General features: G+C 74.4%; 21 protein-coding genes. 14 read left to right on the top strand and 7 right to left on the bottom strand.

Annotated elements, in window-relative coordinates; genetic code table 11:
• Positions 1-762, bottom strand: a 762-nt coding sequence (locus AB0M03_RS24980) for an EamA family transporter (protein WP_363494458.1), incomplete at its 3' end; no start/stop codon positions are given.
• 68 nt (positions 763-830) lie between these two features.
• Here AB0M03_RS24980 and AB0M03_RS24975 point away from each other — a divergent pair.
• Entirely contained in the window at positions 831-1,691 is an 861-nt protein-coding gene (locus tag AB0M03_RS24975; RefSeq protein WP_363494456.1) for a LysR family transcriptional regulator, read from the top strand.
• A 203-nt stretch (positions 1,692-1,894) separates the two neighbouring features.
• Here AB0M03_RS24975 and AB0M03_RS24970 read toward each other — a convergent pair whose 3' ends face one another.
• Positions 1,895-3,409, bottom strand: coding sequence for an alpha/beta fold hydrolase (locus tag AB0M03_RS24970; protein ID WP_363494472.1), 1,515 nt, complete (start codon positions 3,407-3,409; stop codon positions 1,895-1,897).
• Between the two features lie 96 nt (positions 3,410-3,505).
• Here AB0M03_RS24970 and AB0M03_RS24965 point away from each other — a divergent pair, with 96 nt between their 5' ends.
• The 3 genes from AB0M03_RS24965 (at position 3,506) to AB0M03_RS24955 (ending at position 5,907) form a co-directional block, all read left to right on the top strand.
• Positions 3,506-4,426 carry a MerR family transcriptional regulator gene (locus AB0M03_RS24965; RefSeq protein ID WP_363494454.1) on the top strand — a complete coding sequence of 307 codons (921 nt, stop codon included), beginning with the start codon at positions 3,506-3,508 and terminating at the stop codon, positions 4,424-4,426.
• Positions 4,427-4,472: 46 nt separating this feature from the next.
• Entirely contained in the window at positions 4,473-5,168 is a 696-nt protein-coding gene (locus AB0M03_RS24960) for an alpha/beta fold hydrolase (RefSeq protein WP_363494452.1), read from the top strand.
• 100 nt (positions 5,169-5,268) lie between these two features.
• Complete coding sequence (locus tag AB0M03_RS24955; protein WP_363494450.1) at positions 5,269-5,907, top strand: TMEM175 family protein; 639 nt, start codon at positions 5,269-5,271, stop codon at positions 5,905-5,907.
• Between the two features lie 36 nt (positions 5,908-5,943).
• Here the strand turns inward: AB0M03_RS24955 and AB0M03_RS24950 are convergent, their stop codons facing one another.
• Complete coding sequence (locus AB0M03_RS24950; protein ID WP_363494448.1) at positions 5,944-6,375, bottom strand: hypothetical protein; 432 nt, start codon at positions 6,373-6,375, stop codon at positions 5,944-5,946.
• 405 nt (positions 6,376-6,780) lie between these two features.
• On the opposite strand from AB0M03_RS24950, the gene AB0M03_RS24945 reads away from it, so the two are divergent.
• The 4 genes from AB0M03_RS24945 (at position 6,781) to AB0M03_RS24930 (ending at position 13,098) form a co-directional block, all read left to right on the top strand.
• A complete protein-coding gene (locus AB0M03_RS24945) occupies positions 6,781-10,620 on the top strand; it encodes a Pls/PosA family non-ribosomal peptide synthetase (RefSeq protein WP_363494470.1) in 3,840 nt (1,279 codons plus the stop codon).
• Entirely contained in the window at positions 10,617-11,996 is a 1,380-nt protein-coding gene (locus AB0M03_RS24940) for a M1 family metallopeptidase (protein WP_363494446.1), read from the top strand. The genes AB0M03_RS24945 and AB0M03_RS24940 overlap by 4 nt, the downstream gene beginning before the upstream one ends.
• 110 nt (positions 11,997-12,106) lie before the next feature.
• Entirely contained in the window at positions 12,107-12,619 is a 513-nt protein-coding gene (locus AB0M03_RS24935) for a hypothetical protein (protein WP_363494444.1), read from the top strand.
• A gap of 71 nt (positions 12,620-12,690) precedes the next feature.
• Positions 12,691-13,098, top strand: a complete 408-nt coding sequence (locus tag AB0M03_RS24930) for a septum formation family protein (RefSeq protein ID WP_363494468.1) — start codon at positions 12,691-12,693, stop codon at positions 13,096-13,098.
• Positions 13,099-13,350: 252 nt separating this feature from the next.
• On the opposite strand, the gene AB0M03_RS24925 is transcribed toward AB0M03_RS24930, so the two are convergent.
• Complete coding sequence (locus tag AB0M03_RS24925; RefSeq protein WP_363494442.1) at positions 13,351-13,593, bottom strand: hypothetical protein; 243 nt, start codon at positions 13,591-13,593, stop codon at positions 13,351-13,353.
• Positions 13,594-13,700: 107 nt separating this feature from the next.
• Positions 13,701-14,225 (bottom strand): DUF6194 family protein, encoded by a 525-nt coding sequence (locus AB0M03_RS24920; protein WP_363494440.1) that lies wholly within the window; start codon positions 14,223-14,225, stop codon positions 13,701-13,703.
• A 146-nt stretch (positions 14,226-14,371) separates the two neighbouring features.
• Between AB0M03_RS24920 and AB0M03_RS24915 the strand changes: the two genes are divergently transcribed.
• A complete protein-coding gene (locus AB0M03_RS24915) occupies positions 14,372-15,106 on the top strand; it encodes a MerR family transcriptional regulator (protein WP_363494466.1) in 735 nt (244 codons plus the stop codon).
• Between the two features lie 619 nt (positions 15,107-15,725).
• Positions 15,726-16,142, top strand: coding sequence for a hypothetical protein (locus AB0M03_RS24910; protein WP_363494438.1), 417 nt, complete (start codon positions 15,726-15,728; stop codon positions 16,140-16,142).
• A 440-nt stretch (positions 16,143-16,582) separates the two neighbouring features.
• Here the strand turns inward: AB0M03_RS24910 and AB0M03_RS24905 are convergent, their stop codons facing one another.
• Positions 16,583-17,395, bottom strand: a complete 813-nt coding sequence (locus tag AB0M03_RS24905; protein WP_363494436.1) for a class I SAM-dependent methyltransferase — start codon at positions 17,393-17,395, stop codon at positions 16,583-16,585.
• A gap of 368 nt (positions 17,396-17,763) precedes the next feature.
• Between AB0M03_RS24905 and AB0M03_RS24900 the strand changes: the two genes are divergently transcribed.
• The 3 genes from AB0M03_RS24900 (at position 17,764) to AB0M03_RS24890 (ending at position 20,767) form a co-directional block, all read left to right on the top strand.
• A complete protein-coding gene (locus AB0M03_RS24900; RefSeq protein WP_363494434.1) occupies positions 17,764-18,555 on the top strand; it encodes a hypothetical protein in 792 nt (263 codons plus the stop codon).
• A 58-nt stretch (positions 18,556-18,613) separates the two neighbouring features.
• On the top strand, positions 18,614-19,693 hold the full coding sequence (locus tag AB0M03_RS24895) for a protein kinase family protein (protein ID WP_363494432.1): 1,080 nt from the start codon (positions 18,614-18,616) through the stop codon (positions 19,691-19,693).
• A 108-nt stretch (positions 19,694-19,801) separates the two neighbouring features.
• Positions 19,802-20,767, top strand: a complete 966-nt coding sequence (locus AB0M03_RS24890; protein ID WP_363494430.1) for an MBL fold metallo-hydrolase — start codon at positions 19,802-19,804, stop codon at positions 20,765-20,767.
• 92 nt (positions 20,768-20,859) lie between these two features.
• On the opposite strand, the gene AB0M03_RS24885 is transcribed toward AB0M03_RS24890, so the two are convergent.
• Complete coding sequence (locus tag AB0M03_RS24885) at positions 20,860-22,368, bottom strand: alpha/beta hydrolase (protein ID WP_363494428.1); 1,509 nt, start codon at positions 22,366-22,368, stop codon at positions 20,860-20,862.
• A 235-nt stretch (positions 22,369-22,603) separates the two neighbouring features.
• On the opposite strand from AB0M03_RS24885, the gene AB0M03_RS24880 reads away from it, so the two are divergent.
• Complete coding sequence (locus tag AB0M03_RS24880) at positions 22,604-23,425, top strand: Mut7-C RNAse domain-containing protein (RefSeq protein WP_363494427.1); 822 nt, start codon at positions 22,604-22,606, stop codon at positions 23,423-23,425.
• Positions 23,426-23,460: the final 35 nt, after the last annotated feature.

The raw sequence follows: 23,460 nt of genomic DNA, 5'->3' as shown, positions 1-23,460 counted from the left end.
GGTCGGCCGCCTCATTACGCCCCCTACGACGGGCGCGGGCACCGGGCCCCCCCCCAGCTTGTGGGCCTGGACCGGCACCCCGGACCACACCACCCGGCCCGCGGCGGCCAACCCCAGGCCCGGGGGGGTCGGCCGGTGGTCGGCGAAGACCAGGACGCCGACCGGCACGTACAGCAGACCGGAGACGGCGGCCGCCGCGCCCGAGCCCTCCGCGCCGGGCAGGCGCGTGCCGATGAGGCGGTTGAGCAGGATGTACGCCGCCCAGCAGGCCGCCGCGGCGAGGCCGAGGCCCAGCCCGAGGTAGTCCGTGGTGGGTTCGGGGCGCAGCAGCACCAGGACGGCGGCGCCGGCGACCAGGGCGCACACCAGGTCGCGGGCGCGCCGGGACGCGGCCAGGGCGACGGTGAGCGGGCCGAGGAACTCCAGCGTGACGGCGAGGCCGAGCCCGATCCTGCTGACGGCCGTGTAGAGGGTGAGGTTCATGGTCGCGAAGACCAGGGCGAGCGAGAGGACCGGCCACCACTGTTGCCAGGTGTAGCTGCGCAGGCGGGGCCGCCCGACGGCGACCAGGACGACGGCGGCCACCCACTGGCGTACCGCGACGACGCCGGCCGGGCCGATGACGGGGAACGCCAGGGCGCCGGTGGCGGCGCCGAGTTGGTTGGACAGGGCGCTGCCGGTCATCGTGATGATGCCGGCGGGCCGGGCGGGACGGGCCGCCGGGGCGGTCGTCGCCCGGTGAGCGGGCGCGGAGGTCGTCATGACCGCAGGATGCGCCTCCCCGCGCGATACGAGAAATGCATGAACGCAACGATCGATACGCTCGGCGTATGGATCTGGAGCTGAGGCACCTGCGCTGCCTGGTGGCGATCGTCGACACCGGCAGCTTCACCGACGCCGCCATCGAGCTGGGCGTGTCGCAGGCCGCCGTCTCGCGCGGCCTGGCCGGGCTGGAGAGCGTCCTCGGGACGCGGCTGCTGCACCGCACCAGCCGGAGCATCGCGCCGACCGCGTCCGGCACCCTGGTGCTGGCGCGGGCCCGCCGCCTGCTCGCCGAGGTCGAGGACCTGGTCCGCGAGGCCGCCACCGGGCACACCCGCCTCCGGGTTGGGCACGCCTGGTCGGCGATGGGCCGTCACACGGCGGCGTTCCAGCGCCGCTGGGCACAGGCGCACCCGGAGATCGAACTGCAGCTCGTCCGCACCAACACGTCCACCGGCGGGCTCGCCGAGGGGGCGTGCGACCTCGCGATCGTCCGCGGCGCCTTCGACGCCCGGCGCTTCGCCAGTTCCGTCGTCGGACTCGAGCGGCGCACCGTCGCCCTCGCCGCGGACGACCCGTGGGCCGGGCGGCGCTCCATCGGCCTGCCGGAGACCTGCGAACGGACGGTCGTCATCGACCGGCGCACCGGCACCACCACCCCCGACCTGTGGCCCGCCGGCGCCCGCCCGTCACTGGAGTACACCTCGGACGTCGACGACTGGCTCGCCGCCATCACGACCGGGCGCAGCATCGGCATCACCCCCGAGAGCACCGCCACCCAGTACCGGCGCGAGGGCATCGTCTTCCGTCCCCTGCGCGGCGCCCCACCCGTGGCCGTCCACGTCGTCTGGCCCCGCCGCGACGCCCACCCGGCGACCGCCGAGGCGGTGGCCCTCGTCGCCGAGCTGTACGCGTCGCCGCCGCGCTGAGCACCCGTCGGGCCGCGGGACGGCGTACCAGCGGTCGACCTCCGGCGGCGGTGGGAGGATCCCGGTCTCCAGGAAGCAGGCCGCACCGTTGTCGGTGATCCCACCGGGAACGAAACCGACCTCGCCCGCGCCACCGCGGACCACCGCACGGCCGGGCCCCTGTAACGACCGCAGGCGGCCCGGTGTGCGGTGGTCGGGTCCGGTCAGCCGCGCAGGTGGGCGAGGACGCTGCGCATCGCGTGCTCCACCGCACGGCGGGCCTGCTCGGTGTCACCGGCCGTGTCGAACCCGTGGCGCCCGTCCGGCACGTCGACCACCTCCACCTCGGCCTCGCAGGACTTGGCCGCCGCCAGGAACTCCTCGACCGTGGCCGCGATCCCCTCGCTCTCCAGGCCCACCCGGGTCAGCACGATCGGCAGCCGCCCCGCACCGCGCACCGCGGCCGCCGGGCGGAACCGGGGCTCGACGGCTCCCCACCCGGGCAGCGGCGCGAGGACGGGGTAGGTCGCCGCCGTGCACCGCAGCCAGGCCGGGGGCGCGGCGAGCCAGTCCGCGAGCAGCAGTCCGCCGGCCGAGAAGTGCCACAGGGCGATCCGCTCACCGTCCACCCGCGGGTCGGCGCGGAGCAACTCGACGGCCTCGGCGACGTCCTCGGCGGCGAGGGCGCAGTCCTCCAGGCTGTGCAGCCGGTGGTCCAGGGTCGCGCCGACCACGCCCAGGCTCGCGGCGTACCGGGCGTGGCCGGCGATGCCCGGCCAGTCCCGCGGGGTGGGCCGCAGGTCGGCGGGGACGGGGCCGCCGTGGACGAAGAGGACCGCCGGCCGGGGCGTGCCGGAACCGGCGCCGCCGGGGACGTACAGGTCGACCCGGCCGACCCGCTCCCGGGGCAGCTCCGGCACGTCCAGCAGGAAGGGCCGCAGGTAGCCGGGCTGCTCGCCGGAGGCGGTGATCCGGTGGCCGCCGCCCGCGGCCGCGTCCAGCAGCACCTCGGCCAGCTCGCCGGGGCAGGACAGCATCGGCCAGTGCCCGGTGGCGAGTTCGAAGAACCCCACCCGGGGGTCGGCGAGCGCCTGGAACTGCGGCAGCCCGCCCGCGACCAGGCTTTCGACCAGGGCGATGCCGTGTCCGCTCCCGGTGCAGAGGATGCCGGTGGTGGGCAGTGCGGCGACCGCACCCGAAAGCCTGAGCGGCCGGGTCAGGGTGCCCGCGGGCTGCGGGCGGGCCAGGCTGGTCAGCCGGGCGAGCGCCTCGTCCGGCAGCCCGGCCGTGCTGCCCCAACGCTGCCACTCACCGGGTGCGGGCACCGGGAGCGTCCCGCCGTCCGCGGCCGGTCCCGACGGGTCGAACAGGCTCCGGCGCACGGCCTGGTCCGGCACCAGTGCGGCGGCCGTGTCGCCGTCCTGCGGCATGCCCGCGTCCAGGTACACGATCCGGGCGACCCGCTCCGGGCGGCGGTCGGCGGCGCCGAGCACCGGATGGATGCCGTAGTCGTGGCCGACGAGCACCACCTGCGGCGCCTCCACCGTGTCGATCAGGCGCAGCACGTCCTCGATGTGGGTCTCGAGGTCCGTGCCCGGGCCGGGCCCTTCTGGCCGGTCGCCCATGCCGGTGAGGGTCACCGGGTGCACCTCGGCCCCCGCGCCGCGCAGCCGGTCGGCCGCCTCCTGCCAGATCCAGCCGCCGGTGAAGCACCCCGGCACCAGGACGAACGCCGTCATGATGGTCTCCTTGCCGTCTCGGTCCGCGCGGGCGGCCCGGTCGGCCGCCCGCGCCCGCCGGTACGGTAGGAACTCCACCTGGGGGAGGTTCAAGTCGTGCTGCCGGACGGGTTGTGGAGCATCGGCGAGCTCGCCGGACGCGCGGGCGTCACCGTGAAGACCGTCCGCTACTACTCCGACCGGGGCCTGCTGCCCGCGGCCGCCCGGAGCGCCGGCGGCCACCGCCGGTACGGCCCCGGGGCGCTCGACCGGCTCCGGACGATCCGTTCCCTGCGCACCCTCGATCTGCCGGTCGCCGACATCGACCGTGTCCTCGACCACGAGGACGCGCTGGAGGACGTGGTCGCCGGGCAGTTGAAGGAGCTCGGTTCCCAACTGGCCGCCCTGCGCTGGCGGGAGGCCGCACTGCGGCTCCTGCGGGACTGCACCGCGGAGGAGCGCGCCGACCGGCTGCGGCTGATCGGCGCGGTCTCCACCCCGCCGGACACCACCGCGCTGGCCCGCTACTGGCGACGCGTCCTGCCCGTCCGGCTGCCCGCCCGGCAGGTCGCGTGGATCACCGACGCGGCCGTGCCCCGGCCGCCCGCGGACCCGGAGCCGGCCCAGGTGCTGGCCTTCGCCCGGCTGCACGCCCTCGCCACCACGGACTGCCCCGTCCCCGACCGGCGGCCGCCGTCTCCCGAGCCCGGTGCCGAGTACCGTCCCGGTGTGCTCTACGACGGTCTCGGCGAGGCGTACGAGCTGACCGCCCCGGCCCTGTGCGCCGGACGCGAGCCGCACGCGGGCGAGGCGCTCGACTGTTTCGTCTCCGCCTACGCCGGCGCCCACGGCACCCGGGACACCCCGGCCTTCCGCCGCAGCCTGGCCAGCCTCCTCGAGCGGTCCGCCCACCCCGTGATGGACCGCTACTGGCAGCTCGCCGGCGAACTCGCCGCCCCCGGCCACCCCACCCTCGGCGCCGCCCACGACTGGCTCCGCACCGCCCTGGACGGCCATCTCCGGCTCCGGGGGCGGTGACCGCGTTCTCCCGACCGTGCGTCCGCGGAGGGGTACGGTCGCCGGTATGGCCGATCACTCGAGCGTCGCCGTCCGCGGTATCCGGCTCTCCTACGGTGTGCAGGGGGAGCCGGGCGGTCCGCCGCTGGTGCTGCTGCACGCGCTGGGCGAGAGTGCCGCGGACTGGGACACCGTCGCGCCGGTGCTCGCCCGGCACCGGCGGGTGTACGCGCTCGACCTGCGCGGCCACGGGCGCAGCTCCTGGCCGGGCACGTACTCGCTGGAGGAGATGCGCGACGACGTGCTCGCCTTCCTCGACGTCCTCGGGTTGGACCGGGTCGACCTGGTCGGGCACTCGATGGGCGGGGTCGTCGCCTACCTGCTGGCGCAGCAGCAACCGCAGCGGGTCCGCCGCATGGTGCTGGAGGACGCGCCGCCGCCCCTCCCGCGCGTGCCGTCCACCCCGGCCCGGCCGGACGGGCCGCTGGACTTCGACTGGGAGATGGTGCTCGCCCTGCGCAGGCAGATCGACGCCCCGGACCCGGCGTGGCTGCCGGGCCTGGCGCGGATCACCGCCGAGACGCTGGTGGTCGCCGGGGGCCCGGAGAGCCATGTCCCGCAACAGGGTCTGGCCGATCTCGCGCGGCGCATCCCCTCGGCGCGCCTGGTCACCATCCCGGCGGGCCACCTCGTCCACGCCGCCGAACCCCGGGCGTTCACCGAGGCGGTGCTGGCCTTCCTGCCGGCTGACGGGGTCGACTGACCGCCCGTCGGGTGGAGTGGGTGGGCGAACGGCGTGTCACACCGGCCGGCGGGCGGGGCGGCGCAGCGAGGATGGGGCCGACCTACGAGGGAGGCCGCGGGTGCAGGCGAGGAAGCTCAGGCGATTCGAGTCGCGCTCCACCGACCGGCTGATCTTCTTCTCCGATGCGGTGGTGGCGATCGCGATCACCCTGCTCGCGCTGGAGCTCCCGGTGCCCGAGGGGCCGGGCGTGGCCGAGTTCCGGTCGTCGGTCGCCGACGACCTCGACCACTACCTGGCGTTCCTGATCAGCTTCGTGGTGATCGCCGCGGCCTGGCGGCAGCACAACACCGCCTTCCGGTACGCCGAACGGATCGACTCCCGGGTGCGCACGCTCAACCTCTGGTGGCTGATGACGATCGTGCTCAACCCGTTCGCGACCAAGCTCCTCACCACCGAGGGCGACGACGTCGACACCATGCCGCTGCGCTTCGGCTTCTACGCGCTGCTGCAGTTCCTGGCGAACGCGGCGATCCTGGCCATGGTCCGCCGGATGTCCTTGCATCACCTGCGCGATCCCGACGTCCCGCCCGCGTTCGCCGTCGCCGAGCAACGGGTGCTGTACGGCATGCTGGCCGGCTTCGGGCTGTCGGTTCCCCTGTTCTTCCTCACCCCGTTCGCCTGGGTGCTGTGGATCGCGCTGCCGGTGGCCGCCGGGCAGGTGCGCCGGAACGTACGGGCCGACCCCACCGGCAGCTGACGGTCCGACCGGCGGGAGCCGGTGGGCGGCCGGCGGTCAGAAGACCTGCGTGCAGAGGGCGACCAGCACGGCGAGGACGATGGCGCCGAGCTCCGCGGCGATCCACGCGAGCACGTAGTCGGAGCCGTCCTGCAGCTCCCTGCGGGCCGCGGAGCGGAGGAGCCAGTGCGCGGGCATGGCACCGCCGGCGAACACGGCGGCGGTGACGAAGCCGAAACTCGGGGCGCCGCCCGACGAGGTCTCGTACGCGCCGCCCTGCACGATCCTGACCGGCCGACCGACCCCCTCGTGGTGGATCTCGGCGGGTTCGTGGAGGACCATCGCACGGCGTTCACCGGCGGGTGCGGCGTAGGTGCCCCGACAGACCGATCCGAAGTCCTGGTCCTCCCAGCAGTGGCCGACGGTGAAGATGCCGTCCGTGCCGCCGAGCCCATGGTGGCCGCCAGCCGGGCGCCGCCGACCAGCCACGTCGCCACCGCCGTCCCGAGCAGGAGGGCGATGCCGGCCGCTCTCATCACGTACTGCGTCGGCCGCCCCGGTTCCGCCATGACTCCCCACCCCTCCGTCGGTGCCGCCGTTCTGTCCGGCCGTCATGACATCGCGGCACCAAGGCCGTTCACGGAAGGCGGAGTTGACGTTGGCGCGGGCACGCGCCTGCAGGGGTTCGGTGGCGCAGGGGGTGCCTGTCATTCGTCGTCGGGCCCGGCGCGGACGTGCGGTCCGCGGGCGCAGCAACACGTCTTTCGGCGCGCCGTACGAACGGGCTGGGCTCCGGGCGGGCCGCCGAACTCGATAGATTGTCCTGGTTATGCACTATTTGGACGCCTTCGCCCAGTCGACAGGGAAGCCCAGGACGGGGACCGTATGGCTGTGATGACCGACCCCGAGACACCGCTTGCGCTGTTCCCGGGCCGACCGGCCCACGCCGCGCGCACGCTGGTGGACATCCTGCGTGCGACTGCTGCGGCCCATCCGCACGAGCCTGCGCTGGACGACGGCCGCACCGTGCTCAGCTACACCGCCCTGCTCGCCCAGGTCGAACAGGTGCGGCGGCACCTGGCCAGAGCGGGCATCGGCCTCGGCGACCGGGTCGGCATCCGGGTGCCGTCCGGCACCAACGACCTCTACGTGTCGGTCCTCGCCGTGCTGGCCGCCGGCGCCGCGTACGTGCCGGTCGACGCCGAGGACCCGGACGAGCGCGCCGAGCTGGTCTTCGGCGAGGCGGACGTCAACGCGGTGCTGGGCGCCGACGGCGCGCTGACCGGCGTGAAGCCGTCCGGGAACGAGGCGGCGAGTCCCTCCCCCGAGCACGACGCGTGGATCATCTTCACCTCCGGCTCGACCGGCCGCCCCAAGGGCGTCGCCGTCACCCACCGCAGTGCCGCCGCCTTCGTGGACGCCGAGGCGGGGCTGTTCCTGCAGGGCGAGCCGATCGGCCCCGGCGACCGGGTGATGGCCGGGCTCTCCGTCGCCTTCGACGCCTCCTGCGAGGAGATGTGGCTGGCCTGGCGGCACGGCGCCTGCCTGGTGCCGGTGCCCCGCTCGCAGGTGCGCAGCGGCGCCGACCTCGGCCCGTGGCTGGCCGAGCAGGAGATCACGGTGATCTCCACGGTGCCGACGCTGGCGGCGCTGTGGCCCGCGGAGGCGCTGAACGAGGTCCGGCTGCTGATCTTCGGCGGCGAGGCGTGCCCGCCCGAGCTGGCCGAGCGGCTGGTCACCGAGGGCCGCGAGGTGTGGAACACGTACGGCCCGACCGAGGCCACCGTGGTCGCCTGCGCGTACCTGCTGTCGGGTGCGGGCCCGGTGCGGATCGGCCTGCCGCTGGACGGCTGGGAGCTGGCGGTGGTCGACGAGGCCGGACGGCCGGTGCCGATGGGCGGCAGCGGGCAGCTGGTGATCGGCGGCGTCGGTCTGGCCCGCTACCTCGACCCGGCGAAGGACGAGGAGAAGTACGCCCCGCTGGAGCCGCTGGGCTGGCGGCGCGCCTACCGCAGCGGCGACGTGGTCCGCGCCGAGCCGGAGGGCCTGGTCTTCCTCGGCCGCGGCGACGAGCAGGTCAAGCTCGGCGGCCGCCGGATCGAGCTCGGCGAGGTGGACGCGGCACTCCAGGCCCTGCCGAAGGTGGCCGGTGCGGCCGCCGCCGTCCGCACCGCCCGCAGCGGCAACCCGCTGCTGGTCGGCTACCTGGTCGTCCGGGAGGGATTCGACCGGGCCGGCGCGGTGGAACGCCTGCGCGGCGAACTGCCGGCCGCGCTGGTGCCGCTGCTCGCCCCCGTCGACGAGCTGCCCTGCCGCACCTCCGGCAAGGTCGACCGGGACGCCCTGCCCTGGCCGCTGCCCGACCTGGAGCAGGACGGCCCCGCCGAGGAGCTGTACGGCACCGAGGCGTGGCTGGCCGAGCAGTGGACGGAGGTCCTGGGCGTTCCGGTGCGCTGCGCCGACGACGACTTCTTCGCGATCGGCGGCGGTTCGCTGGCGGCCGCGCAGCTCACCACCCGGCTGCGCACCCGCTACCCGGCGGTGTCCGTGCTGGACGTGTACCAGCAGCCCACGCTGTGCAAGCTGGCCCGGCAGCTGGAGCGCTGCGCCCCGGCCGACCGCCCGGTCCGCACCGTGCGGCCCACCCCGCTGCGCACCGGGCTCGTCCAGCTGGTGGGGCTGCTGCCGCCGGCCGCCCTCGGCGGGCTGCGCTGGAGCGTGGCCCTGCTGGCGCTCGGCAATGTGCTGCACCTCCTCGGCGGCTACGCCTGGGCCCCCACCGCCTCCTGGTGGGCGGTGGCGGCCGGGGCGCTGGTGCTGTTCTCCGCGCCCGGCCGGCTCGCGGTGGCCGCCGGCGGGGCCCGGCTGCTGCTGCGCGGCGTCCGCGGCGGCACCCATCCGCGCGGCGGCGGCGTCCACCTGCGGCTGTGGGCCGCGGAGCAGTGGGCGGAGGCCGCCGGTGCCACCTCGCTGTCCGGTTCCTGGCTGGTCCGCTACGCGCGGGCGCTCGGCGCGCAGGTGGGCGACGACGTCGACCTGCACACGCTGCCGCCGGTGACCGGGCTGCTACGGCTCGGCAAGGGCTGCGCCATCGAGAACGAGGTCGACCTCGCCGGCTACTGGCTGGACGGCGACCGGCTGGAGATCGGCGCGATCCGGGTCGGCTCCGGCGCGGTCGTCGGCACCCGGTCCACGCTGTTCCCCGGCGCGCGGGTCGGCAAGCGGGCCGAGGTCGCACCCGGCTCGGGCGTCGCCGGGCACGTCCCGACCGGACAGCGCTGGGGCGGCGCCCCTGCCGTCAAGATCGGCAAGGCGGAGCGCGGCTGGCCCAAGCACCGGCCCGCGCGCACCGCCCGCTGGGCGGCCGTCTACGGGCTCACCGGCTCCGGCCTGGCCCTGCTGCCGGCGCTGTGCGCGGTGCCCGCGCTGCTCGTCGCCGGGCTCTTCGTCCACCCCGGCGACGACCTGCCGGCCGCCCTGCTCGGTGCACTGGCCGCAGTCGTCCCCGCCACCTTGGCCTGGGGTCTGGCGTACGCGGCGCTGGTGCTGGCCGCCGTCCGGCTGCTCAGCCTCGGCCTGCGCACCGGCCACCACCCGCTGCACGGGCGGATCGGCTGGCAGGCCTGGACGGTCAGCCAGCTGATGGACGACGCCCGGCAGACCCTCTTCCCGCTGTACGCCGGCCTGATCACCCCGCTGTGGCTGCGGCTGCTCGGCATGCGGGTCGGCCGCCGCGCCGAGGTCTCCACCGTGCTCGCCCTGCCGAGCCTCACCACGGTCGGCGACGGCGCCTTCCTCGCCGACGACACGCTGATCGCCCCGTACGAGCTCGGCGGCGGCTGGGTGCGGGTGGGCAGGGCCGCGGTCGGCCGCAAGGCGTTCCTGGGCAACTCGGGGATGACCGCGCCGGGCCGCTCGGTCCCCGACCGGGGGCTGGTCGGGGTGCTGTCCGCGACCCCGAAGAAGGCCAAGCGCGGCAGTTCGTACCTCGGCATGCCGCCGGTCAAGCTGCCCCGCTCGGCGGACGCGGCCGACACCGGCCGCACCTACGACCCGCCGCGCCGGCTGCTGTGGGCGCGCGGCCTGACCGAGCTCGGCCGCCTGGTGCCGGTGTTCGCCTCCTCCGCGCTGACCGTGCTGACCGCCGCCGCGCTCTGCGCGCTCGACTCGCCGCTGCTGGCCGGCCCGGTGCTGCTCGCCGCGGGTGCGGCGGCCTGCGTCACGGCCGCGGCCGCCAAGTGGCTGCTGGTCGGGCGCCACCACGCGGGCGAACACCCGCTGTGGAGCGGCTACGTGTGGCGCAACGAGCTCGCCGACACCTTCGTCGAGGTGCTGGCCGTGCCCTGGCTGATCGGCCGGGTGCTCGGCACCCCCGTGCTCAACCTGTGGCTGCGGGCGATCGGCGCCCGGGTCGGCCGCGGCGTGTGGTGCGAGAGCTACTGGCTGCCGGAGCCCGACCTCGTCACCCTCGGCGACGGGGTGAGCGTCAACCGGGGCTGCGTGCTGCAGACACACCTCTTCCACGACCGCATCATGAGGCTGGACACTGTGGTTCTCCGCGAGGGCGCTACGCTGGGCCCGAGCGGAATCGTGCTGCCCGGCAGCACGGTCGGGGCCCGTTCCACCCTCGGCCCGGCCTCCCTCGTGATGCGTGCGGAGACCGTTCCCGCCGACACCCGCTGGCTCGGCAACCCGATCGAGGCCTGGCACGAGCCCGACCACCGAGCCCGATGACCGAGACCGCGCACGGAGAGAACGAACCGGTGAGCCCCAAGCAGGCCGCGGCCGCTGACCCGTACTTCCCGAACAACGGCGACCACCGGTACCGGGCCCACCGGTACGAGCTCACCCTCGACTACCGCCCGGGCCCCAACCGGCTGGCCGGCGCCGCCCGGATCACCGCCATAGCGGGCCGGGCGCAGCTGCGCGAGTTCGACCTGGACCTGGCCCCGTTCAAGATCGGCCGGGTGCTGGTGGACGGGCGCCCGGCGCGGTACACGCACCGCGCCGGCAAGCTGCGGATCACCCCGGCCAAGGCCCCCGCCGCCGGTGCCGCCTTCACCGTGGAGGTGCAGTGGTCGGGCAACCCGAAGCCGGTCCGCAGCCCGTGGGGCGGCCTCGGCTGGGAGGAGCTCACCGACGGCGCCCTGGTGGCCAGCCAGCCGGTCGGCGCGCCCTCCTGGTACCCGTGCAACGACCGCCCGTCCGACAAGGCGAGCTACCACATCTCCGTCACCACCCCGTCGCCGTACACCGTGGTCTCCGGCGGCCGGCTGCTGACCCGCACCACCCGCGCCTCCGTGACCACCTGGGTGTTCGACCAGCCCGCCCCCACGGCCAGCTACCTGGTCGGGCTCTCCATCGGCGCGTACCGCACCGTCCCGCTGGTGATGCCGCGCCCGGGCGCCGTGGTGCAGACCGGCCACGTCCCGGCCCGGCTGCAGCGGCACTTCGAGCACGACTTCGCCCGCCAGCCGCAGATGATGGAGCTGTTCGAGCAGCTCTTCGGCCCGTACCCGTTCGCCGAGTACGCGGTGGTGGTCGCCGACGAGGAACTCGACGTCCCCGTCGAGGCGCAGGGGCTGGCGACCTTCGGCACCAACCACCTCGACGGCACCCGCGGCAGCGAGCGCCTGGTCGCCCACGAGCTCGCCCACCAGTGGTTCGGCAACAGCGTCACCATCGCCGGCTGGCGCGACATCTGGCTCAACGAGGGCTTCGCCAAGTACGCCGAGTGGCTCTGGTCCGAACGCTCCGGCGGCCCGTGCACGCAGCGCAAGGCGGAGGCCGCGTACCGCAAGCTCAGCGCGCTGCCCCGGGACATCCGGATCGGTGACCCCGGCAAGCAGCTGATGTTCGACGACCGGGTGTACGAGCGCGGCGGCCTGACCGTGCACGCCCTCCGCTCCACCCTCGGCGACCGGGCCTTCTTCCGGATGGTCCGCGACTGGACGACCGCGCACCGGCACTCCGTCGTGACCACCGCCGACTTCACCGCCCACGCCGCCCGCTACGCCGACCACCCGATCGGCAGGCTCTTCGACACCTGGCTCGCCCGCCACCCGCTCCCGCCGGTCCCCTCCCTGCAGCAGGCCCCGCAGCACCTGTGAGCGCCGGCGGGGCGTGCTGCGGGCGGGCGGTGGCCGCCGGTCCCGGGGCGTCTCCGGGGTAGGCTCGCGCGGTCCGGGCAGGCCGGATCTTCGGTACCGGGGGCGGCCGTATGACGTTTCTTCAGCAGAAGGTGCGCGACCACGACCTGGTCCGCGTCGCGGTCACGGAGTCGCCCGGCGGGCAGGTCCTGCGGGCCGTCGTCGAGGAGGTCTGTTCGCGCCGCGAGTTCGATCTCCGGCCGGGCACCGGGTTCACCTTCGTCAGCCAGCCGGGCCACTGGGGCCAGCGGGTGCTCGGCGCCGGCTGCCGCGCGTACGTCTTCCTCCGCCGGATCTCCGGCAAGTGGTACGAGGACCCCTGGCGGGGCGACCTGCCCATCGAGGAGATCGACGGGGTCCAGTACGCCCTGTACCAGCACGACTTCCGGCTCCTCGCCGCCGCACCGGGCATCCCGGACGGGCTGAGGACCGGCTGGCGGCCGCATCCGGACCGACGGGAGACCACCTGCTTCGAACTCGCGGCGATGGAGGCCCACCTGCGCGCCCTCGTCGAGCGGGAACACGGACCCGGCCGTCCGGCGGAGCCCGTCGGCCGGCGCCCGTCCTGGCGCCGCCGCCCCTGAATCGCCGGGACGGCCCGCACCCTGGTGTGATCGACTACGGCCCGGCCGGGCGGGGCACCGACGGGTGAAGGATCACCTGCGGGGACGTCCGGACGGTCAGCGGGTACGACCTCCGGGCGGGCGACTGCTTCGGGCGCACGCCGTCCGAGGCCCGGCTGCTCCCCGAGGTGCTGGCCGTTCCGTGCGGACAGGCCCACCACGGCGAGGTCGTCGGCCTCGCAGACCTCGGCGACGCGGTCGCCGGCAACCGGGCCGACCGGGCGAAGAAGGCCGAAGCGGACTGCAGCGCCCTGCTGCGCGGCTACCCGGCCGCCGGGCAGGACCTGCCCGTCACCGCCGGCATCGACTTCCTGCTGCCCCGGGGCAACTCGGTGGTCGTCCGGACGCAGACCAAGGTGGTGTGTGCCGTCGTGGACGACGGGCCCGGCTGGACGCGTTCGCTCCACGAGACGGGCGCAGCGGCGGAATCGGCCGGGTAGCGCTCGCCGGGCATCAGCAGGAGCGGTCGTCGTCGGCACTCAGGTGCCTCCGACGACCGCTCTGCCGGTACTCAGCACTGAGGGCGGCGGCCGTGGTTCGCCCCGCGCCTGGCACGTGCCTTCTTCTTGCGGCGCCGCTTCGATGACATGGCCTCTCCTCTCGCCACACCTGCGTGGTCCCCCGGTCCACGGTTCCACAGGAGGCTGCGGGCAGCACGCGGTGGGCGGGGCTTCCCGGGCGCTCGGCCCGGCTCAGCCGCCCGCGCTGTGCTCCCTGCCGTTGGCGTTGAAGCCCCTGAACGGATAGGTCCCCGTGCTGTCGCCGGGAGGCGTACCCGGTCGACTCTCCCCGGCCCGGCGGTCCGCCGTGAAACCGCTGACGAGGTGGGCGACCCGAGACAGCAGGGACGGCTTCCGGGAAGGCGCGCCGCTCTCGGCGCGCACGTAGTGCGGCCTGGCGGAGCGGTCGTGGCCTGCGGGGCGTTCGTCTGCCATGCGGACCTCCTCGCGGGGGGGCGCGGTCCCAGGTGCTCGTTCCACTCCTGCCCCGACCGGCGCCCGACCACGCAGCGAAGTCCGGCCGGGCGGCACCCGGAACGGTGTCAGGCTTCGCGCCGGTGGCCGCGCGCCGCACGGGAGTGTGCGTCGGCGAGCAGGGAACGTGCCAGGCTGGCGGTGTCCGGTCCGGGGTTGAGGATGCAGACCCAGCCCTGGACGGCGTAGGCGGGGTGGGGAAGCAGCCGGTCCGTGGCGGTGTAGTCGTACTCGGTGTGCCGGTCAGCGTGTGCGGCGGGCGGGTGACCGACGAGCTGTTCGAAGGCCTTCCGGCCGACGGCGATGCTCAGGCGGAAGACGCCGGGCCGGTCGAGGTCCGAGGCGGTGTCGTAGCCGTCGTAGTCCTTGACGACGAGGGTGGCGAAGGGCATGCGGCGCGGAGAGTCGCCGTCCGGGTCGTGGAAGAAGAACGTGTCGCCCCAGGCGGCCTCGGGCGATCCGTCGCCTTCGCCGGCGGTGACCGCAACGACGCCGGGCAGCCCGCCGGCGTACGCGATGATCTCCTCCTCGGTCATGGCGGGGCCGTTCTCCTCGTGGGACGTGTTCGTGGGCAGGATTCGCGGTGATTCCATGCCTTCAATTTTCTCATTCAACTGCTACTGGAGGGTTCTCGCTCCTGTGGGCCTTGCCGTGCCGGAAGCCTGGCCCGATAACCTTCAAATGCGGGATGAAGGCCAGGTAGAGGCGGAGGTCAGTGGTGGATCACCGGGGAGCGGGCCTGCGCCCCGTGGATCTGGCGCGCGCGGCGGGGATCTCCACCCAGCAGATCCGCAACTACGCGGACGCCGGAATCCTGCCGCCCGCCCCGCGGACGGCCGCCGGCCACCGGCGCTTCGACGAGGGCCACCTGGACGCCCTGCTCGCCTACCGCGCACTGGCCGGGGGCTGCGGACCGCAGGCCGCGCAAGCGGTCATGCTGGCGGTCAACGCCGCCGACACCGCCGGTGCACTCGCGGGGCTCGACGCCGCCCATGCGTCCCTGCACGAGCAGCGCCTCGCCCTGGCGGCCACCCGGAAAGCCGTCGAAGCGGTCGCCGAACCGGAGCCTGCGCTGCCGTTGCCGTTGCGGGCGTCCTCCGGCCTGCCGATCGGCAAGGTCGCCGCCCTCCTCGGCGTACGCACCTCCGCCCTGCGGACCTGGGAGTCGGCCGGTCTGCTGTCACCCGGCAGAGCGCCCGGCACCGGCTACCGCCGCTTCGGCCCGGCGGACGTCCGCGACGCCCGCATCATCGCGGTACTGCGGCAGAGCCACTACCGGCTGCCGCAGATCCGGTCGGTCCTCGACGACCTGCGGCGGACCGGTGGCAGGGAGGCGCTGCGGGCCGCCCTCGCCGACCGGAACGCCACCCTCGTACGGCAGGCCACGGCCCTGCTCGAGGCCGCCGGGCACCTGCACCGCTGTCTCGCGCGGCTCGCGCCCGAGGAGCCGGCGTCGCCCACGGCGGCGCGGTGACCGCTGCCCGCTGCCCGCTACCGCTGCTGACCCTGCTCCTGTCGGTGGACGGCCGTACGCACGAAGGTGGAGACCGTGCCGCCCGTCCATCGGCCTCCGGTTGCACACGGTCTCGGCTCCCGGCCGATGCGGTGGCAGGCCGTGGCGGCCGAGCACGGCGGCGTGTCCGAGAACATGACGGGACTTCAGATGTCCCTGCCGGAAACCCTTGTGGTGCTGGGGGCGGTCGCCCTGGTGCTGGTGCGATGGCTGCCCGAGCGCGCGCGTCGGCCGGTGGCCGTCGGCGCGGTGGCGGTGGTCGTGCTGTCCGCCGCGGGGGCGGCGGTGGCCGGTCCGCTGCGCTGGCAGCTGGCCCCGGTGCTGGTGGCCGCGGCGGTGGTCGCCCCCTTTGCAGTCGCTCCGCTGCTGCCCGGCCGGGCCGGCCGACCACCGCGGAGGGTCCGCCGGTGGCTCGTGCTGCCGGGCTCGGCGGCCTGCCTCCTGCTCATGGCCGTCGGCCCACTGGCGGCCTGGGCGTTCCCGGCGCCGGCGTTTCCCCAGCCGTCCGGCCGGTTCGCGGTCGGCACCACCGTCCTCGAGCGGACGGACGGGCCACTCCCTCGATGGGGCCGCCGCCCTCATGGCCGCCCGCCAGGACGCCGGGTTCGCCGCCGTCGTCGACTTGGACGGCGCCCCGCACGACCCCGCTCCGGCACCGTTCCACCAGCCCGTGCTGGCGCTCACCCAGGCCATCGGCCCGCAGACCGACCCCGACTACCTCCCGCACCTCACCCGGGTCCTGGCCCTCAGCACCGCAACGACCTACCGCCTTACCGTGCCCGGCGCAGCCCACCTCACCTTCACGGACGCGCCGCTCTGCCTTCCGCCCGTACCCTCGCTCGTCGGCTCCGCCGACCGGTCGGACGTCCCCGGGCCGACCGCCGCCGCCCGCCTCGCCTTCCTCGACCACACCCTGCGCGGCACACCGGGTGACCCGGCAGCCGCCCTGACCGCTTACGGCGAGCTGACCGTGCACCATGCGTGCGGCGGTGCCTGATGGTAGAACCCGGACCGTCCGCCCTCTTGGCGCACCGTCAGGTCAGGGCCGGGGTGCGGTCAGGTCCCGGGCCTGGCAGGCGGGCTCGTGCCAGGTGGTGCGCACCGGCGTTCCACAGGGCAGCAGGCGTTCGCTCGCCCATGTGTGGCAGCAGCGGCTCGGGCCGCCGCGGTGCCGGGCGGGATCGGCCGTGGCCACGGGCCGTCCGGCTGCGGAGCGGACGATCACGGAGGGGGTGGGCGCGGCGGCCGGGCCTGCCCGGTGGCGGCGCCGACGGTGGCGGCCGGTCGATGAGTTCGTCACGCCCGAGCTCTGCCCGCGTACGGTCACCACCCAACCCCCAGTCACCCGATCGGGTGACTGCTCGGCGCCGACGGCGCTCTTCGGGCGGGACCTCGGCCGATTCCCGAGTCGGTGGTGCCTCGGCAGTTGGAAGTGGCTCAGGCCTTCTCGGCGCGGATCGAGTAGGTGAGGGGCGTCCGCGGAGTGCCTGCAGGATGCCGGTAGATGTCGCCGTCGTGGGACTCGAGCGACTGGCGTTGGAGATAGAAGGTGTGGTCGTGCTCGTGGAGGAACCGGATTCGTAGCCCGGCTCCGGCGATCGCCGAGACGACGGTCGACAGACTGTGTCGCCACTCGACGGTCGCGTCGTGTTCGGTCGTCGCCTCCTCGTCGGCGTAGCTGCCGGGGCCGCCCGAGGCCTCCGGGCCTTCGTCGAAGTAGTCGTGGGTGACCGTGCTTCCGGTCTCGTCGTCGAGGACGAAGCTGAAGGGATGGAATTCCGCCAGGTAGAGGCACCCGGCCGGGGCGATCAGTTCGGCGGCCACCGACGCCCAGCGGCTGATGTCGGGGAGCCAGTTCAGCGCCCCGAAGCTGGCATAGACGATGTCGAAGGTCTCCCCTTCGACCGCCGAGACGGCGTCGTAGACGTCCGCGGTCAAGAAGCGTGCGTCGATGCCGAGTTCGGCCGCGAGCCGGGAAGCCGCCTCGATCGCGGGCGGAGAGAAGTCCAGCCCGGTGACCTGTGCTCCCCGTGCCGCCCAGGACAGCGTGTCCCGGCCGAAGTGGCACTGCAGGTGGATCAGGCGCTTGCCTTCGACATCGCCCACCTCGGCCTTCTCGAAGTCCTTCAGCGAATCCGGCCGGGCACGGAACCCCGCCATGTCGTAGAAGGTTCCGTCCAGATGGATGGGCACCCGCTCGTCCCAGTACGCCTTGTTCAAGTCCCGCCAGCGCCCTGCCAGGTCAGCCATGAGCCCGGACGATACACGGACATGGACCGGCGCACTACGATGCCGGACTCGCCGACCGTTCGGTGGTCGCGGACACCTCGGACTCGGCAATTCCGTGGCCGGGATGCCGTTGTGCATGACACGATCGGCTGCATGAACGACTCCTCTGCGCGGAAGGGCGGCCACCGCCCCGAACGGTGAAGCGGCCCGACCGGGCGGTGGCACCGGGAGCCGCCGCGGTACCCTCCGCATCCGTCCGTTTCCTCGCCAACCTCGCCCGTCTCCGGACTGCCCCTCCCCTGTACTGGCCAGGTCTCGACGCTGCGCTGCTGGCCGACGTCCGGGAGGCCGCGATCCGTCTGCCGAACGCCGGACGGGAGTGGGGTCGGGTGCTGTTCGCGCTCGGGCGTGAGCACCATGCGTACGCCGTCACGGCCGCGCTCCTGGCCGAGCCCGGGACCCGGGAGGCCGGCGCCGCGATGGCCCGCGAGGCGTGTCACGACTGGCGCGCGGCTCCGGTGCAATTGCTGCCGCTGCTGATCCTCCACAGCGGGCGAACGGTCGGCCCGGCCATGGCGAAGGCGCTCAGGACCGCCTCGATCTCGCGGTCGGCCATGCAGGTGCACGGCAGCCTGGCGGCCACCGTCGCGCTCACGCCGTATCCGAGACCCCGTTGCCCGCGACAGCACGCCCGGCCGACGTACAGCAGCACGTCCGCCGCCGCACTCCTCGCGGCCAAGCCTGTCGGTATCACCCGTCTTTCGGACGCCCCCGAAGTCTTCGGTGCTCTGCTGGATGCAGGGCCGCTGACGTTCCGCCAGGCCACCCAGCTGTACAACCTCACCTTCCGATGGCCCGGACGGATGCAGGCCCTGTGCGCACCGCTCTGGCTGCGGCACGCGGGTCCGTCCGCCCTGCCCCGGCTGATGGGCCTGATCACGCCGCGCCTCGGTGACTACGCGGTCGGCGAGCACTACCTGACCTGCCTGGCGCGCATGGGCCGTTACGCGCTTCCGGCCCTGCCCGCGGTGGCCGGGGTGATCGAGCGGCGTACCCGGATCCCCGTCAACGACTCGACCCGGGACGCCGAGACGGAGATCGACGAACGCCTGTTGGCCGCTGCCCTGGAGACCCGACGCGCGATCCTCGCGGACTGCACTGCCACGTTGCTCGGCGGATAAAATCGACAACGCCTGCCTGATCGCCGAAGCCCTGGTCCGGGGCACCGAGGAGCCGTCGATGCGCCGCTGCGAATCCCGGTACGCCGCGCGTCTCGCTGCCTACGGGACCGTGGCCACCCGCCTGGCCCTGCTGAGCGACCGGCGACTCGGTGACGTCGTGGCATCCGCCTCCTCGGTCGGATCCGGCATCGGCGGCAGGTCCGCGGAGCTGGACATCGACGGGAGGCGGGTCTTCGTCAAGAGGGTGCCGCTGACGGACGTCGAGACCCGGCCGGAGAACGTCCGGTCCACGGCGAACCTCTTCGGTCTGCCGATGTTCTACCAGTACGGCGTCGGCTCGGCCGGGTTCGGCGCCTGGCGGGAGCTGGCCGTGCACACCATGACCACCAACTGGGTCCTGGGGAGGGAGTACGAGGGCTTTCCGCTGATGTATCACTGGCGTGTCCTGCCCGATTCCCCTCCCGGGGGCTTCGTGGACGAGTTCGGGGGCATCGACGGAGCGGTCGCCCACTGGGAGAACTCCCGGGCCGTGCGCGAGCGGCTGGAGGCCGTCGGCCGGGCCTCCCACAGCCTGGTGCTCTTCCTGGAGCACGTGCCGCAGACGGTCGGTGCCTGGTTGCACGGGCAGCAGGAGACTGCGGCACCGGCCGTCGACGGCTCCGCCTACTCGTGGGTGGAGGATTCCGTGGCGCGGGGTGCCGCGTTCATGAGTTCTCGCGGGCTGGTGCACTTCGACGCCCACTTCCGCAACCTCCTGACCGACGGCCGACTGATCTACTTCGCGGACTTCGGACTGGCCCTCAGCTCGGGTTTCGAACTCTCGGCGGCCGAAGGGCGGTTCCTCTCGGACCATCTCACGTACGACCGCCACTACACCGCGAGCCATCTGCTCCACCACCACCTCGTCGACCGCCTCCGGGGCGGTACGGAAGCAGGCGTGTTCCTGCAGGAGTGGATCGCAGGTCGACGGCCCGAGGGTGTTCTGCCGGAGGTCGCGGCGATCGTCGAACGGCATGCCCGGACCGCCGTCGTCCTGGAGGGCTTTCACCGCCGGCTGCTGACGGAGAGCAAGCGGACACCCTTTCCGGTCGCCGAGCTCAACCGCGCCGCGGCCGAAACCGCGGCGGCACACTGCTGAGGAAGCGCAACTACTACTGTTCGCATGCAACCGGGCATCGATCGATCATCGTCCTCGACTGCGGGGTGCCGGCCGGTACCCCGCCATCGAGGAAGGGAATCCGTACGGATGCCTGAGAATCCGATCGCTCGACGGAGTCTGCTCAGGACGGCGGCTGCGGGGGCCGCCGTCCTGCCGCTGGCGGCCGCTGCCGACGCTGCGGCGGCCGATGCCGCAAGTCCTGCCGGGCCCGGTTCGCCCGGCGGAACGGGCCCGGTGTTCCGGTGGCTCGGCACGGCGGGCTGGCGGATCGAGGGGGCGGGGAAGAACGTCCTGTTCGACCCGTACATCACCCGCTTCGACACGGGCCTGTTCAAGCCGCCGTTCAACAGCGCGACGCCGTTGACGGTCGACGGCGGGCTGGTGGACCGGCATGCCGGCAAGCCCGATCTGATCCTGGTCAGCCACAGCCACTGGGACCACATCAACGACGTTCCCCATCTGGCCGCCGGCAGCACCGCCCCGGTGGTCGGCACCGCGACCACCTGCCATCTGCTGCGGGCCATGGGCGTGCCCGCCTCCCGCCTGGTGGTGGTGAAGGGCGGCGAGGTCCTCGACTTCGGCTACTGCGTCGTCGAGGTGGTGGCCGGCCTGCACAGCCGCAACGCCGAGTACCGCTACTTCGCGCCGGGCACGCTCACCGCTCCGCCCGCCGCACCGCCGGCCACCATCGCGGACCTGCCCGAGGGCGACACCCTGGCCTTCCAGATCCGCTTCGGTGACGGGCCGTCGGCGTTCCTCATGGGTGCCAGCGACTTCGTGGCACGCAACCTCACCGGGCTGCGGCCGGATGTCGCGATGGTCGCCGTGCAGAGCAGTTCCTCCACGCACAGGTACGCCGAGCGTCTGCTGACCGCGTTGGACCTGCCCCGCACCGTCGTGCCCGTGCACTGGGACAACTTCGAGGTTCCGCTCGCGGAGCCGGCCGTCCGCGACCCCGGGGCCGACCTGGACGGTCTGGTCTCGCGCATCCGCCGCCATTCGCCCCGGACCCGCGTGATCGTCCCCGAGCACCTCGCCCCCCTGCGGTTCTAACGGCCGTGGGGTGCCGGCCGCCGCGCGAATCGCCAGGGGTTCGGGAGTCCTGGTGATCGCGCGGTGGCCCAGGCGGTGGGGCTGCCTCTCCGTCATCCCTCGGCGGGGCAGAGGACGTCGTGCCCGGGGCGCCGGCCGTCGGCGAGGAAGCGGGACACCAGGGCGTCGCCGCAGGCGTTGCCGTTCGCGGCGTAGGCGTCGTGGCCGCCGGCGTCGACGCTCACCATGCGGGCCCGGTCTCCGAGTGCCGCCCGCAGTTTGAGCGCGCCGCGGTACGGCGTGGCCGGGTCCCGCAGGTTCTGCACCATCAGGATGTTCGACGGCCCGCGGTCGGAGACCACCACGGGCGCCTCCGCGGGGGCCGTGGGCCAGAAGGCGCAGGGCATCGCGTTCACCGGCATCCCGGCGGTCAGCGGGTACTTGATCCGGTCGGCCGCGACCTCCCGGGCGTAGCTGTCGGCGGAGCGGGGCCAGCTGACGTCGTTGCAGAGGGTGCCGACGGACACCGCCACGGAGTTCTGCATCGCCTTGTCCGGCGGGGTGCTGGCGGTGGGCAGCCTGCGCTTGCCCTGGGCGGCGAGCATCAGCTCGGCGAGGCGCGGGAACCGGGCGTCGGCGTAGAGGGTGTCCAGCAGCGCCGCGCGGAGGGTGTTGCCGTCGAGCCGGGCGGGGTTGGCGCCGGGCCAGGGCAGCGGGGCGCCGTCCAGCTGCGCGGCGAGGCGGAGGAACAGCTCGCGGACCTGCTGGGGTGTGTCGGCCAGCCGGTGGTCCTTGTTGGCCGGGTCGGAGGCCCAGGCGGCGAAGTCCGGGAAGCGGTCCTCCACGCCGACGGCGTAGGCCGCCAGCCAGCCGCGCTCGACGCGGGTCGGATCGGGGTCGTCGTTGCTGTCCAGCACGATCCGGTCGGTGTGCTGGGGGAACATCGTGGCGTGGACGGCGCCCGCGTAGGTGCCGTAGGAGACGCCCCAGGCGGAGATCCGGCGTTCGCCGAGGGCCTGGCGGATGCGGTCGATGTCGCGGGCCTCGTTCCTGGTGCTGAGGGAGCGCAGCACCGGACCGCCGTTGCGGGTGCAGGCGTCGGCGATGCGCCGGGCGGTTTCGAGGTTGCCGGTGATCGAGCCGTCGGGGGCCGGCCACGGGAGCAGGGTGGTCATCGAGAGGTCCTCGTGGGTGAGGCCGCAGTCGACGGGGGTGCTGCGGCCGACGCCGCGCGGGTCGAAGCCGATGAGGTCGTAGCGGTCGAGGACGGACCGGGGCAGCCGCTTCACGGCGCTGGTCGGGCCGTTGAGCCCCGGGTTGCCGGGGCCGCCGGGGATCATCACCAGGGCGCCGCGGCGCTGGTCGGGACGGGCGGCCGGTATCCGGGAGACGGTGAGGGTGATCCGCGGGCCGGCCGGGTCCCGGTAATCGAGCGGGACGGGGAGTGTGGCGCACTGTTGGCGTGCGTCCGCGGCGGCGTCGGCGCAGGACGCCCAGACGAGCGGGGCCGGCGCGGCGTCTGCGGCGGCGGACGGGGCGGCGGCTGCCGGCACGGCGGTGGCGGCGGGCGCGGTGAGGGCGAGGACGGTGGTGACGGCGGCGCCGAGGTGAAGGATTCGCATGCCGAGTAGTCTTCGCCGCGCGGCGCTGCGGGACGATCCCGCCAGCATCCGGGTTTTTGCTGGTGCTGGCTTCACCCCCGTTCGGGTGGATGCCCCCGCAGGAGGCGGGGTTGACGCCGTGTCACTCGCACCGGAGTGGGCGTCGGCGGTCCTCCCCGACGTGATGAGGAGCGGTCCGGTCGGCGTGATCGAAAATGGGGCGACCGGCGCATCCGCCGGCTGGCATGCTGGTCGTGTGGAGAGCGCGGAGATCTGGATCGACTTCGACCCCCCGTTGCACACCTTCGTCGGTGCCAAGAGGCGGGCCGGCCGGTCGCCGGTGCGGACGGACGGCACCTCGACGCTCGGGCACGTCGTGGAGTCGCTGGGAGTGCCGCTGACCGAGGTCGGCGGCCTGCTGGTCGACGGCGTGCACGCGGACGCCTCGCGCGTCCCGGCGTCCGGCGAGCGGGTGTCCGTCCTCGCCGTGGCCAGGCCCCAGCACCTCGCCGGGCCGCCGCGTTTCCTCCTGGACGTGCACCTGGGCACGCTCGCCCGCAGGCTGCGCCTGCTCGGGGTCGATGCCGCGTACGAGAGCGTGGACATCGGCGATCCCGCGCTGGCGGCGCGCTCGGCCGCCGAGCAGCGGGTGCTGCTCTCGCGGGACCGCGGGCTGCTGCACCGCCGCGAGCTGTGGGCCGGCGCCTACGTCTACAGCCACCGGCCCGCGGACCAGCTCCGGGACGTGCTGTCCCGGTTCGCTCCCCCGCTCGCCCCGTGGACGCGCTGCACCGCCTGCAACGGCACGCTGCGCGAGGCCGCCAAGACCACGGTCCGCAAGCACCTGGAGGACGGCACCGAGCGCTCGTACGACGTCTTCGCCCAGTGCACCGCCTGTGAGCAGGTCTACTGGCGCGGTGCGCACCACGGCCGGCTGAGTTCCCTCGTGGCGGAGGCCCTGGCGGAGTTCGGCGGCCACCGGGCGCAGCCGGGTTCGCCGCCCGGCCCGCTGAGCACGAGCATCGCGCCGCAGCGGCGCGGCCGGCGGGAGCTCGCCCCGGAGGTGCGGGAGGCGTAGCCGGGGCCGGCGGCCCACCTGCCGGGCGGGGCGAC

The sequence above is a fragment of the Kitasatospora sp. NPDC051914 genome, from assembly GCF_040680995.1.
GTDB lineage: Bacteria > Actinomycetota > Actinomycetes > Streptomycetales > Streptomycetaceae > Kitasatospora.
Note: the sequence above shows the minus strand (reverse complement) of the source record. Positions and strands in the feature narration are given on the sequence as shown.

What these genes read in the sequence shown, in the direction of transcription:
- AB0M03_RS24925 (WP_363494442.1), bottom strand. Translation starts at nt 13,593, where the DNA reads ATGGCAGACGAACGCCCCGCAGGCCACGACCGCTCCGCCAGGCCGCAC.
- AB0M03_RS24945 (WP_363494470.1), top strand. Translation starts at nt 6,781, where the DNA reads ATGACCGACCCCGAGACACCGCTTGCGCTGTTCCCGGGCCGACCGGCC.
- AB0M03_RS24940 (WP_363494446.1), top strand. Translation starts at nt 10,617, where the DNA reads ATGACCGAGACCGCGCACGGAGAGAACGAACCGGTGAGCCCCAAGCAG.
- AB0M03_RS24970 (WP_363494472.1), bottom strand. Translation starts at nt 3,409, where the DNA reads ATGACGGCGTTCGTCCTGGTGCCGGGGTGCTTCACCGGCGGCTGGATC.
- AB0M03_RS24960 (WP_363494452.1), top strand. Translation starts at nt 4,473, where the DNA reads ATGGCCGATCACTCGAGCGTCGCCGTCCGCGGTATCCGGCTCTCCTAC.
- AB0M03_RS24890 (WP_363494430.1), top strand. Translation starts at nt 19,802, where the DNA reads ATGCCTGAGAATCCGATCGCTCGACGGAGTCTGCTCAGGACGGCGGCT.
- AB0M03_RS24895 (WP_363494432.1), top strand. Translation starts at nt 18,614, where the DNA reads ATGCGCCGCTGCGAATCCCGGTACGCCGCGCGTCTCGCTGCCTACGGG.
- AB0M03_RS24935 (WP_363494444.1), top strand. Translation starts at nt 12,107, where the DNA reads ATGACGTTTCTTCAGCAGAAGGTGCGCGACCACGACCTGGTCCGCGTC.
- AB0M03_RS24920 (WP_363494440.1), bottom strand. Translation starts at nt 14,225, where the DNA reads ATGGAATCACCGCGAATCCTGCCCACGAACACGTCCCACGAGGAGAAC.
- AB0M03_RS24910 (WP_363494438.1), top strand. Translation starts at nt 15,726, where the DNA reads ATGGCCGCCCGCCAGGACGCCGGGTTCGCCGCCGTCGTCGACTTGGAC.
- AB0M03_RS24975 (WP_363494456.1), top strand. Translation starts at nt 831, where the DNA reads ATGGATCTGGAGCTGAGGCACCTGCGCTGCCTGGTGGCGATCGTCGAC.
- AB0M03_RS24905 (WP_363494436.1), bottom strand. Translation starts at nt 17,395, where the DNA reads ATGGCTGACCTGGCAGGGCGCTGGCGGGACTTGAACAAGGCGTACTGG.
- AB0M03_RS24885 (WP_363494428.1), bottom strand. Translation starts at nt 22,368, where the DNA reads ATGCGAATCCTTCACCTCGGCGCCGCCGTCACCACCGTCCTCGCCCTC.